Origin of the sequence: Paenibacillus qinlingensis (genome assembly GCF_013204845.1) — a bacterium.
Taxonomy (GTDB): Bacteria; Bacillota; Bacilli; order Paenibacillales; family NBRC-103111; genus Paenibacillus_E; species Paenibacillus_E qinlingensis.
In genome coordinates this window covers 612,231-624,670 of record NZ_JABMKY010000003.1, presented here as the reverse complement: position 1 = coordinate 624,670, position 12,440 = coordinate 612,231, and the positions used below count along the sequence as shown (strand labels likewise).

Genomic DNA, 12,440 nt, shown 5'->3' with positions numbered 1-12,440 from the left:
TCCTCCTATTGCGTCGCAAGCTTCATAATCATTTCTTGATCTGCATCTTCAATGGATAGCTCGCCTTTTATTTTACCTTCGGCCATGACATAGACACGGTCACTCATCCCCAAGACTTCACTAAGCTCCGATGAAATCATGATAATGCTCATACCTTCACTGATCAGCTTATTCATAATCGTATAAATCTCATATTTAGCTCCAACATCGATACCACGCGTAGGTTCATCTAAGATGAGCAAGCTCGGATTCACAAATAACCATTTGCCCAGTGATACTTTTTGTTGATTTCCCCCGCTCAAATTACCAACGATTTGTTCCACGGAAGGCGCTTTAATATTTAATGATTGCTTGTAATGATTAGAAATTTTCACTTCTTCATTATGATTAATGATGCCTTTTTCTGAAATGTCATGCAGGTTGGCAACGGCGATGTTTTGCTTAATATCTTGGATAAGGAACAATCCGTCCCCTTTTCGATCTTCCGTAACATACGCAATTCCTGCCTTAATGGCATCCTTCGGATGGCTGAATGTTTGTTTCACACCTTCCATGAGGAGGTCTCCACGGAGCTTATACGCTTTGGGATTTCCAAATATACTTTGCGCCAACTCCGTTCGGCCCGAGCCCATTAATCCAGCAATACCGACAATCTCACCCTTTTTAATATGCAAATTCACATCTTTCACAACGTCCCGACCCAACTGTGGATCATACGCCGTCCAGTTTTGAATCTCAAGAATGTTCGTACCGAATGATTTGGCCATTCGTTTCGGATATATATCGTCGATCTCGCGACCTACCATGTTTTTAATAATGACACTTTCCGAAATCTCACCCTTAGCAGCATCTAACGTACATATTGTTCTACCATCCCTTAAAACAGTTATATGATCGGCAATCGCCGTCACTTCTTTGAGTTTATGCGAAATCATGATGCTCGTGATGCCTTGCTTTTTGAGCTCTCGCAATAACTCGAGCAAGTTTTCACTTTCTTTTTCATTGAGTGCCGCTGTCGGTTCGTCCAGAATGAGCAGCTTCACATCTTTACTTAACGCTTTGGCAATTTCAACAAGTTGTTGCTTACCGACGCCTAAATCTTTAACAAGAACCTCAGGGTTCACATCCAGCTTCACCTTCTGAAGCATTTCTTTGGCTTGACGAATCGTTTGATTCCAATCAACCATGATGCCTTTTCTCACTTCGTTGCCAGCATATATGTTCTCGTACACCGTGAGGTCGGGGAATAGCGCTAACTCTTGATAAATAATGGCAATGCCAGTCTTAACACTGTCACTGATTTTTGAGAATTGTTGAATCTTGCCCTCAAAAACAATATCTCCGGAGTAAGTGCCGTGTGGGTATACACCGCTAAGCACCTTCATTAAGGTCGACTTGCCCGCGCCATTTTCACCAACCAAACAATGAATTTCGCCTGTGTTCACTTTAAAATTAACGTTAGCAAGTGCTTTCACACCCGTGAATTCTTTGGAAATGTTGTTCATTTCTAAGATATATTTATTCATCTTCTAGCGCTCCTTAGCCAACCGACTCTTGGAATAGAGGAATAGTGATAGACGTATCTATCACTATTCCTTCCAAGCTATGTGATCTTACACCTACAAGCCTTTGAAATCGGATGCTTGATAGTACGCAGAATCCACAAGTGCAGATTTCACATTTGCTTTATCAACGACGATGACATTCGTTTGTTTAGCTTTGACATCAATTTTGCCATTGTTATAAGATCCTGTTGTTTCAGGCGTTTTACCATCAAGGATCGCTACAGCCATACCCATCGCATCTTTAACAAGTGTACGAACATCTTTGAACACCGTCATTGACTGTTTGCCGTCGATTACATATTGAATGGATGCTTTCTCCGCATCTTGACCTGTAACTAGGAACTTTGTAACCGCTTTATCTGATGCAAAAACATCCGCGATGGAGCGAGCAGTTCCATCATTTGGAGCAAGAATGGCAACATCGCCCTTCATGTCTGCGGCAGCAGCTGTCAAATGGGTTTGTGCTTTATTTTTCGCTTCGTTCGCATCCCAGTTTGTCGTGACTTGACCGATAATTTTACTCATTTGCTCACGAGTTAATTTGGCAGTTCCTTTCAAAGCAGCAGCCTCACTGGAGTTTGCAATTTTGAATGTACCATCAGCAATTTTCGGTTGAAGCACTTGCCATGCACCTTCGAAGAACAAGAAAGCATTATTGTCAGATGCAGCACCTGCATACAGGTACAATGGTTGACCTTTTTTAGCTTTATCAACTAAGTACTGTGCTTGCGCTTTACCCACAGCAATACTGTCGAAAGTCACATAGTAGTTAACTGCATCTGTTTTCGTAATCAAACGGTCGTAAGAGATGACTTGGATCCCAGCTTTCTTAGCTGATTCTACAGCTGCTGCTGCTGCGTCACCGTCTTGGGGACAAATGATTAATACTTTAATTCCTTTGGCAATCAACGCGTCAACGTTTTCCTTTTCTTTCGCTGATGAACCTTGGCTGAATAAGATTTCTGTTGTATATTTCGAACCTTTCAAAGCGTCTTTGAAACGTTGTTCATCTTGAACCCATCTTGGCTCATCTTTGGTAGGCAATACAATTCCAACGCTTACTTTGGAGCTGCTGGAGTTTCCACATGCTGCAACCATCACGGCTAGAAACATAACTACTAACATCAAAGAAATCGCTTTCACACTTCGCTTCATTTGTAATACCCCTCTCATTTGTTTTGGCTGTGCGCCAACTACAAACTGAGTATATCACCGGGATTTTCCAATGTAACCGCTTTATATTAGCACTTTTTTTAACAATGCTATACTATTTTGTCATTTGACTTTGAATCACATTTTTATATACTTCTTCTCTCAAGTGGAAGCCATCAGCAATGATCGTGGCATCTATATTCCATTGGTCCACGGCAATCGGTTCGAGTAAAATGGACGGTACATCAATTTTCTTATTGTTTACTTTTTTATCTGCATGGACATTTTCGCCCTTCGCCATCTTCACAGCAAGCTCAGCGGCGGTTTCAGCAAGCTTTTTAATTGGTTTATACACCGTCATTGTCTGCGTACCTTCGACGATACGCTGCGCTGCGGCAAGTTCAGCATCTTGCCCTGAGACGGGTATGCGACCTGCCATCTTCTGAGCTGTCAGGGCTTGAATCACGCCACCTGCTGTAGCGTCATTCGCTGCAACTACCGCATCTACTCTATTCTGATTAGCGATCAAAGCCCGCTCCATATTCGCTAGAGCATTAGCAGGCTTCCATTCCTTCGTGGCTTGATCAAATACGATATTGATATCACCCTTCTCGACGAGAGGCTTCAGAATGTTCATTTGGCCTTTCTTGAACATATGCGCATTGTTGTCTGTATCCGCGCCTTCAATTAGGACATAGTTGCCCTTAGGTGCCTTCTTCACGATCGCTTTAGCTTGCAATTCGCCAGCTTTCTCATTATCGAACGAAATATATAAATCGACATCCGAACCCACAATCAATCGGTCATACGAAATGACCTTGATCCCCGATTTGTGTGCCTTCTCAACAATCGCTGCGGATACTTCTGCGTTGTGAGGTACAACAACAAGCACATCTACACCGCGTGAAATCAAATTCTCCGCTTGTGCAAGCTGCAAGGCATCATCGCCATTCGCGGCTTGCACCTCAATTTGCGCTCCGAGCTTTTCTACAGCGGCTTTGAACAAATCCCGATCCTTCTGCCACCGTTCTTCTAACAACGTATCGATCGATAAACCAACGACCACTTTCTTGTCGGTTTGTATAATCCGATTGGGGCTTGGCTTACTATCCATTTGTGGGCTAGCTGAATCCGTTGGCTTACTGCTCGTACCGATGAACGAGCAAGCCGATAGCACGAAAGCCATAATTACGGTGATCCCAACCACTTCGCTCCTCTTACTGACATGTTTCAGCCCCAACCCCTCCTTAAAGTTTTCTTCAGAAAACTGACGTTGTAAGTATCTGCTCAACTGTGCTTCTTGTTGGTTGGTCGAATCAACATCTTCCGATAATCTGTCGGCGAATGTCCAACTAACTTTTTAAATACGCGGCTGAAATAATTCGGATCGTTATATCCCACTTCAAATGTAATTTCTTTAAGACTTTTATCTGTTTCCTGCATCAATTGTTTAGCCGTTTCGATCCGATATTCCGTAAGAAAGTCAATATAATTCATTCCGAAGTGCTCTTTAAACAGCTTACTGACATAGAAAGGGTTCCGATCAACCGTAGCAGCAATCCGTTCCAAGGATAGATCCTCATGTGCATGCTTCTGGATATACAACTTCATTGTTTGGAGTAAATCCGTTTCGACAACTTCTCCAACCTGAACTAAATTATGAATGAGCAATCGGGATTCCGCTTTCAGTTGTATATAGCTTGTTGTTGAATAGGGAAAATAAGGCGTTTGAACATCCATCCCCATTTCCTGCAACATGCGCGTCACAACAATTAACACTTCAAAAATTCGTTGCTGAGACATCCCAATGCCTTGCTTGGCGCCTTCGAAAATATCAATCATTTGGGCAATCCGATCTCCGGCTGCTTCTAGATTTCCGCGTCTTATCTCTTCAAGTACACTCTTCTCCATCTCAATTGTCCGACCGCCAATGGCTTGAATATCATCCCGCGTCAGATTCTCATACAGACAGTAACGAACAGCCAGCGTGCTATCCATCGAAGCCAACAAAGACTCATGATAGGATTTACGCATGTCCCGTACATCATTACATAATCCGCCTATGCCAATAAAAAGACGAAATCCACTCTTCGTATCCAAAGCTTGGATCCATTTCTTTGCTGCATTTATTGCCTGTGCCCGATAGGAGAACTCACCATCCATGAATACAATTGCAGGTACTTGATTACCTGACATTTTCCCTAACCAGATCGGATTGGACACCTCCAGGGTTAATTCATTTAGTTGCAGGTACACATCATCAAAATCCCGCAAATGTGCATCTTCCTCCGAAACATGCGAGAATTGCAAGGTCATCACAAAACCTTCTCGCGACTTAGGAAGCTCAATTAAGTCGATCATCTCACCAAGTGAAGCCGACTGCACATAATCAAATAGTAACTGCTCCACAATATCTGCCTCTACCAGTGGCGTCATCTTCTGCAGTCGTGCTTGCACTAAGCTTCTATTTGCGAACTCCTGTTGAATCATTTTAATCTCATTGGCCACCCGCCCAATCGTCTCTAGTACAACAGAAATCCGGCTTGGTTTCAGCATATAATCATAGACGCCTAACTTAATGGCTTGTTGAGCAAACTCAAACGTGTCAAATGCAGTGACAACAATAAACTTAACCGTTTTATTAGACTCCCTAATCTTCTCTATCGCTTGAAGTCCATTAATACCTGGCATCTTAATATCCATCGTAATAAAGTCTGGTTGCAACCGTTCTGCTGCTTCAATCGCTTCTCTGCCATTCGCTGCTTGGCCTACGACCTCTATGTCTGGAGAACCCTCTTCGATAATTCGTTGTAACGCAATCCGCTCAATTGGTTCATCATCCACGATTAACATACGAATCATACGACTTGCCCCCTCGGCAGCTTCAATGTAATACAAGTACCAACTCCTAGATGGGATTCTATCTCTATGATCTCTTCAACCCCATAAAATAGCTGTAAGCGATGAATCACATTCCATATGCCTATCCCTGTCGAATGGCCTCTATAGATGGAATTCTCGGATTGTGATAATAATCGATGTAACTGCTCTTCATCCATGCCCTGCCCAGTATCCTCCACCTGAACATGGATGTATTGCTCTACTTGCTTTACTCGAATAGTTAAGGTGCCACCCTCTTCGGATGGTTCGATCGCATAAATAAACGCATTCTCTGCAAGCGGTTGCAAGATAAGAATAGGTAGTTCAATTCCCAATGCATCCTCATCAATTTCACGAACAACTTGCAACCGATCACCAAAGCGAGCCTTCTGAATCGTTAAATACTCTTCAAGTACATCCAGCTCATCCTTTAAAGACACTCGGCTATCCAGCTTACGGAGATTATATCTAAGCATACCGGCTACAGAGCTAATTAATTCGCTTGTTTTTCCTGCGCCAGCCAAATAGGCTTCCTTCGACAGCATATTTAACGTATTGAAAAGAAAATGGGGATTTATCTGACTTTGTAAACTTTTCAGCTCGCTTTCCTTTAGCATGAGCTTATGCCGATGCAGATCGTATTCCAATTGCGCTTTACTTTGAATATCATCGATAAAATGACCAATCTTCAAGCGCATGCTGTCCAGCGTTTTAGCCAGAAAGGATATTTCATCGTTATTACCTAAATCAATGGGGTTTTTAAAATTCCCCCGTGACAATTCCCGCGCAGACAGCGTTAATTTCAGCAATGGCTGTGTCACACTATCGACAAATCGATAGGAAAACAGCAAAAGCAGCAACGAAACCAGCGCTAACGTCCAGAGTCCCATTTTCTTTATATTTTCACTTCGCTTAATAATCTTTCTGTAGAAAGCATCATAAGTGTTCTGTTCACCGCTAATGAGTGTGAGTGTCGCTTCTGAAATATATTTGGAAATGTTGGACGCCTCGTCAAATTGTTTCGCTGCGTTTTCTTCATCATTATCTTTTTGGAAACGAACGGCTAAATCCATCGCCTCTGCCTGACTTTCCAGCATGTTCTGCAAATTATCGAGCAGCATTGTGTTGTTTGCATTTCGCAACCAACTCATCTCGGTCTTTGTTCGAAGAAGACTGCTGTTATCTGAGGCATATTGATTCAAACTATCTAAGGTAGGGGACATCCGATATTTATTCAAAGTGGTTAAAGATTGCTGGCTTAATTGCGAGGCTTGATTCATTTGCATATAGCGTTGAAGAATTTCATTATACTTTTCTACGGTACGCTGATTATAGATACTCATAGAGAGCCATATAATCGCCATAATGACCCAGATCAGGATCGAGAGCATCATCATTTTACTTCGAATGGTTTTCAAGCGCTTTCTCCTCTTCTCCAGATGAAGTCACCACGCTAATCGGTGTGAAGTAGCTGTTCTCAAGCGGCAGCTGTGCAGCATCTAACCAACGTTTCATCAAATTAACACTTAGAATGCCCATATCTTCATAATGCTGCGAGAGTCCGGCTTTCACCTGCCCATTCTTTATAAGCATCATCGTTTGCGGAGAATCATCGAATTGAAAAATCGGATATACTTTGGATCTTGAGCGTGAGTGCGCTGCTTGTACAATACTCTCCCCAGATTCTGAAGACAGGCCAATAAATGCCGTCACGTTCGGATAGTTATTTAAAATATCATTCGTTTGCATCTTGGGTTGCGATATTTCAGGATCATTTACAGCTATAACTGCCTTCAAACCATCGTATTTTTTAAAAACTTCAGTCAGGCCTTTCAAGCGCAAATCATCCGTTGATGGTGAGGACATATTCTTAATAACGCCGACTACGCCTTTGCCATTCAACTGGGTCGCAATGTACTCCCCCATAATAATCCCTTCTTGATAATGATCAGAACCGATATAGGACTTGCGCAAGCTGCTCAGAGCATCGGAATTAATGGTAATAATCGGTATCCCTTTCTCTGTCGCCTTCTTCACCATGAGGTTGAAATCTGGATGATCCACACCTTCTACGACTATCCCACTCGCTTTGGAAGCGATTGCAATATCAATCTGCTTAATTAAGCCTTCCAAGTTTGAACGATACACACCCCAGAAATCTATTTGGATATGATGTTCTTCTGCCGCCTCGCGTGCCCCTTTTTGAATGGCATTCATCATGAAGCTACCTTGCTCCTGTGAGATGATTACAATACGTTCAGCATGTTCATGCACCATAGGCTCACCTGCCGTAGACATACTCAAATCACTTTGATAAATCTTGAGCATATAGTAGAAAGAAAATGACAGCGTAACAAAACTACTGGCAATGATCGTAATCAAAATCAATTTTTTCATACATTCACCCACAGACTCTTCCAATTTGCAGTAATTCTATCATGATTTCGGGTATTCGAATAGAATCAAAATAAAATCCAGCAACAATTATGTTGCTGGAAGTAGCATTTGTGCTATCTGCTGTAAGAGGCGCTCATGATTGAAGGCCGTATGTTCATTCCAAGGTGATTCCCAACCAGCATAACCAGGCGTCACATGAACCTGCCCCTTCATGACTGCCGTTAAACCGCGCCACTCCCCCTGTTTGGATAGATTAGCCCAAGTCGCTTGCGAAATGGGATCTTTACCAACATTCACAATCAAATGATCAGCTTCAAACGACGCCAACTCCGTCACTTGCACGGATTTCGTCCACTGAATATCACTCAATTGACTCGGTGGGATAAGTTGCAGATCATCGTACAAGACCGTACCAGCTAGTCTACCCCACACCGATATTTCATTGTGATGAACTAGAACGACTAACACTCTATCCTCTTTCATCTTCAATTTGACGTCTTCTCTTACATCAGCAGCTTTTAAATCGTAGCCTTGCAACGATTTTGCTGCCTCTTTCGATTTCCCGACGAAATCACCGATTAAGATTAAATGCTCGCGCCAATTTCCATCCCATGGTAAAAATAAAGTGGAAGCTGTCTCGGATAGCTTCACTTGCTCAGCTTTAGGAATCCAAGCATCAATACCAATAATGTAATCAGGTGACGATTGTTGTAACGCCGTAAGATTGAACTCATAATGATGACTCAATGGGACCGTCACGTCAAAGGCATATTTATTGCGATAAAAATCAGTCCAATAATGATCCATCGGTGCGGCATAAGGAATAATTTGCAGCGCAAGCAATTGCCCGATATTCACCCAACTGTATGCGGCAACCTTCATCTTCGTATTTTTCAAATAAACAGCAGGTGCCATGCCCATATGTTTCTTGAAATTATTGCTGAAATATATCTCATTCTTATACCCTACTTGGAACGCAATATCTCGAATCGAGGAATTCGGGAGTTCCCGCATGAGCTCCTTCGATTTACTTAGGCGTAATTCGGTTACGTATTCAATAACGCCCTTTCCAAATTTCTCTTTAAATAATCGCATAAAATGAAATCGGCTCAAACCAGCTCTTGCAGCTAGTCCGTCAATCGTAATTTCTTCTGTATAATCTCGTTCTAGCATAAACTTCGCGTATTCCAGAGCGATCGACGTTTTGTGTTCTTCGTTTTGCAATACCAGGCTAAGTAACTCATAGAATCCCGCCTCTGCTCGGAAGCGATCCGCTATTGTACCATTCTCCCAATGGGTCACGATCATTTTAACCAGAGGGATGACCGTTGACACGGGAAGAAGTATGGCTTCACCCTCACCTGGGAATGTGTTGACTGGCTGTATATTAGTCTCAGTGGCTTCCTTTTGCTGAATAGCTGCTGCTTGAAAACGGAGCACATAAACACCATGGTCCTCGTCTTTAGGAAGACCTACTTCTATCAGTTGCCCAGGCTTACAAATGAATACAGTACCTAATCGCAACGGGTAATACTGACCATTAATAACCAGACGGCCATCCGATGTATCTGAAACGACTAGCATGAGTGAATCGGCCTTAATGAAATCTCGTTCAATCGGCCACTGGAGATCCTTCCTCATGATTCGTTCAATGGTTGTCAGCTTATACCACATCGAGTTAAATGGATTCTCGTCCTCTACTTCCGGCGGAGTAACCTCTTGGTTCATATATTTGCGCTCCTATATACTCGATTTAAACACGTAAAAGACGAGGGAATCCCCCGTCTATACAAAATCTATTTAACTAGATTACGTAGTACATCATCGATAATTAATTGATTCGCGATCACATTTTGATTGAACCAGTGACCTGAATCCACTTCATACACATGACCTTGCTTCACAGCGGGCAGTTGCTGCCATAGTGGATTATCCACAGGTGGCTTCGCTCGACCTTTGCCAGATAGAACGAAAATGTAATCAACATCATCGAGCTGCGCTAATGTTTCCAAGGAGTACGTATCATAGTCTCCTTTGAGCAATTTCGGCTGCTTAAATCCAAAGCCTTGATACAAAAGCTTTCCGCTATAGAAATTCGCTCCGAACAACTTAAATCCTTTTTCATTTGCGGATTGGAATAATACCGCTGATTTATCCCCGACTGCAGTTCGAATCTTATCTTTGGAAGCCCCTAGCTTCTCATCATATTTCTTAATGGCTTGCTCAGCTTCCGTTACTTTACCTAGAACTTCGCCTAATTTGGCCACATTTCCACGCCAGTCATTCTCATCATTGGATAATACGAAAGTTGGGGCAATTTTGGAGAAATCCTCATACGTGCCATTCTTCATGTACGTTGGCGCTGCAAGAATAATAAGATCAGGATTATGACTTAGCGTCTGCTCAGGCTTAAGTCCACCTGCCATGTCCAACACAGGAACCCCGCTTAATACATTTTGCAAATACTGCTGAGGTTCACCAGCTGCGGACCATTGTGCGACAGGCTTAATGCCGATTGCCGTTAATCCGTCTTCTAGGAAAGGAGCAATCACACGCTTGACCTCGCCTGGAATTTTCACTTCATGTCCCATCGCATCCTTGAGGATTCGCTCCTGAGGTGCTTTAGGTGTTGCTGCTGTTCCTGCAGCTTGTGATGGACTTGCTGTTGCTGCTGCATTTTTCGTATCAGTACTGGCACCACAGCCGGCTAGAAATAATGAAGACACGAGTAAAACTGCTGTGAAATTAACTAATTTTCTTGCTTGAATCATAATATATCCCCCTAGATGATACTGATAATCATTATCGATAATTAGGAGTATATAGGACAATGCCTCATTTGTGAATACGTAAAAATGCTGACTTTTCTTGTTGCAACCGCACGATTGCATAGTTTGGAATTAGATGTGCGATAGCGGGCGCTGGTCGACTGTGGGGCTTTTCTTGCGCACAATTTTTGTGCGCTAGCGGGCGATGGTCGACCGAGTTTCTTCTCTTGCGCACAATTTTAGTGCGCTAGCAGACGTTGGTCGACCGGGTTTCTTCTCTAGCGCACAATTTTTGTGCGCTAGCGGGCGATGGTCGACCGGGATTCTTCTCTTGCGCACAATTTTTGTGCGCTAGCGGGCGCTGGTCGACCGGGGGACTTTTCTTGCGCACAATTTTTGTGCGCTAGCGGGCGCTGGTCGACCGAGATTCTTCTCTTGCGCACAATTTTTGTGCGCTAGCACGCGATGGTCGACCGGGGGCTTTTCTTGCGCACAATTTTTGTGCGCTAGCGGGCGCTGGTCGACCGAGATTCTTCTCTTGCGCACAATTTTTGTGCGCTAGCAGACGTTGGTCAACCGGGGAACCTATAACTGGGCACTTCCAGTGCTTTAAAGAGATGTATTCGGGAGGTCGTTAGGTTTGACGGCAGGGCCTTTGTTACTTATTTCATGAAAAGAGCTCAGTCAATCATCCGCAGCACGATCCGCCCCCGTCCATGCCCAGTCTGGCTCTTCTCATGCGCTTGACGCACATCCGCCATTGTAAAGCTTTGCTCAATGTGAATCGTTAGCTTTCCTTCATCGATCAGCTCCGCAATGGCTTTCAAATCATCTTTCGTAGCGATGCCCGGACGAATTAAGGTGATGCCATGCTGCTTGGCTTTCTCCAGCGGCGGTTGGCCTGCAATCGAAGCCAATCTGCCTCCTTGCTTCATAACAGACCAAGTACGTGCCAGTGTGTCACCACTCACCGTATCAAGCACGAAATCGACATCTTCCACGATATCTTCGAATCGTTCAGACGAATAATCAATTACCTTGTCTGCCCCTAAGGATTCCACATAGGACCCATTCGTCGGTCCTGCCGTACCAATGACTTCTGCACCCATCCATTTTGCGAACTGAACCGCGAACATACCAACGCCTCCCGCGGCGCCATGGATGAGAACACGCTCGTTCGGCTTCACTTGGCCTTCCGAAATAATGGCACGCCATGCCGTTGTGGCACCGCCTGACAAGGTCGCAGCCTCTTCGTAGGATATCGAAGCGGGCTTACGTGCAATCGCATCCTCAGGCGCAGTCGTAAACTCTGCATACGTGCCCTTCGTGCTGCGACCGAATACAGGATCTCCAATCTGCCAGGTGGACACTCCTGTGCCAACTGCCTCAATGACGCCCGCGAACGCAGTTCCAGGAATATGTGGAAATTGAATCGGCATCGGGAACAATCCTCGGCGTATTTTCCAATCAACGGGTAGAATACCAGCGGCATATACGCGAACAAGGACTTCACCTTCTTGTGGCTGCGGAATGGGGATTGATTCTACATGCAGGACTTCCGCCTCACCAAAAGCATGGTATCGCACAGCACGCATCAGATTAACGTCGCTTTTGTCCATGTGATCACTCATCTTAGATCTCTCCTCTTTTCATCTCATGTATGGTATATTTAATGTGT

Annotated in this window: 9 protein-coding genes; all 9 read right to left on the bottom strand. The window is 43.8% G+C overall.

All coding sequences use genetic code 11. The features are described from left to right. Window positions 1-5: 5 nt before the first annotated feature. On the bottom strand, window positions 6-1,526 hold the full coding sequence (locus HQN88_RS09600) for an ATP-binding cassette domain-containing protein (protein ID WP_173110385.1): 1,521 nt from the start codon (window positions 1,524-1,526) through the stop codon (window positions 6-8). A 93-nt stretch (window positions 1,527-1,619) separates the two neighbouring features. Then, entirely contained in the window at window positions 1,620-2,720 is a 1,101-nt protein-coding gene (locus HQN88_RS09595; protein ID WP_173110383.1) for a sugar ABC transporter substrate-binding protein, read from the bottom strand. Between the two features lie 112 nt (window positions 2,721-2,832). Further along, a complete protein-coding gene (gene xylF / locus HQN88_RS09590) occupies window positions 2,833-3,903 on the bottom strand; it encodes a D-xylose ABC transporter substrate-binding protein (protein WP_173110512.1) in 1,071 nt (356 codons plus the stop codon). A 101-nt stretch (window positions 3,904-4,004) separates the two neighbouring features. After that, the gene (locus HQN88_RS09585) at window positions 4,005-5,579 is read right to left on the bottom strand and encodes a response regulator (protein WP_173110381.1); all 1,575 of its coding nucleotides are present in this window, start codon (window positions 5,577-5,579) and stop codon (window positions 4,005-4,007) included. Further along, entirely contained in the window at window positions 5,576-7,015 is a 1,440-nt protein-coding gene (locus tag HQN88_RS09580) for a sensor histidine kinase (protein WP_173110379.1), read from the bottom strand. Before HQN88_RS09580 ends, HQN88_RS09585 begins: the two co-directional genes overlap by 4 nt. After that, on the bottom strand, window positions 6,996-7,994 hold the full coding sequence (locus tag HQN88_RS09575) for a sugar ABC transporter substrate-binding protein (protein WP_173110377.1): 999 nt from the start codon (window positions 7,992-7,994) through the stop codon (window positions 6,996-6,998). Before HQN88_RS09575 ends, HQN88_RS09580 begins: the two co-directional genes overlap by 20 nt. 87 nt (window positions 7,995-8,081) lie before the next feature. After that, window positions 8,082-9,722, bottom strand: coding sequence for an AraC family transcriptional regulator (locus tag HQN88_RS09570; protein ID WP_173110375.1), 1,641 nt, complete (start codon window positions 9,720-9,722; stop codon window positions 8,082-8,084). A gap of 68 nt (window positions 9,723-9,790) precedes the next feature. After that, window positions 9,791-10,765, bottom strand: coding sequence for an ABC transporter substrate-binding protein (locus HQN88_RS09565; RefSeq protein WP_173110373.1), 975 nt, complete (start codon window positions 10,763-10,765; stop codon window positions 9,791-9,793). Window positions 10,766-11,442: 677 nt separating this feature from the next. Further along, the gene (locus tag HQN88_RS09560; RefSeq protein ID WP_246320125.1) at window positions 11,443-12,393 is read right to left on the bottom strand and encodes an NADP-dependent oxidoreductase; all 951 of its coding nucleotides are present in this window, start codon (window positions 12,391-12,393) and stop codon (window positions 11,443-11,445) included. Window positions 12,394-12,440: the final 47 nt, after the last annotated feature.

Coding starts and splice junctions, on each gene's coding strand:
- HQN88_RS09600 (WP_173110385.1), bottom strand. CDS start 1,526: ATGAATAAATATATCTTAGAAATGAACAACATTTCCAAAGAATTCACG.
- HQN88_RS09560 (WP_246320125.1), bottom strand. CDS start 12,393: ATGAGTGATCACATGGACAAAAGCGACGTTAATCTGATGCGTGCTGTG.
- HQN88_RS09585 (WP_173110381.1), bottom strand. CDS start 5,579: ATGATTCGTATGTTAATCGTGGATGATGAACCAATTGAGCGGATTGCG.
- xylF (WP_173110512.1), bottom strand. CDS start 3,903: ATGGCTTTCGTGCTATCGGCTTGCTCGTTCATCGGTACGAGCAGTAAG.
- HQN88_RS09570 (WP_173110375.1), bottom strand. CDS start 9,722: ATGAACCAAGAGGTTACTCCGCCGGAAGTAGAGGACGAGAATCCATTT.
- HQN88_RS09565 (WP_173110373.1), bottom strand. CDS start 10,765: ATGATTCAAGCAAGAAAATTAGTTAATTTCACAGCAGTTTTACTCGTG.
- HQN88_RS09575 (WP_173110377.1), bottom strand. CDS start 7,994: ATGAAAAAATTGATTTTGATTACGATCATTGCCAGTAGTTTTGTTACG.
- HQN88_RS09595 (WP_173110383.1), bottom strand. CDS start 2,720: ATGAAGCGAAGTGTGAAAGCGATTTCTTTGATGTTAGTAGTTATGTTT.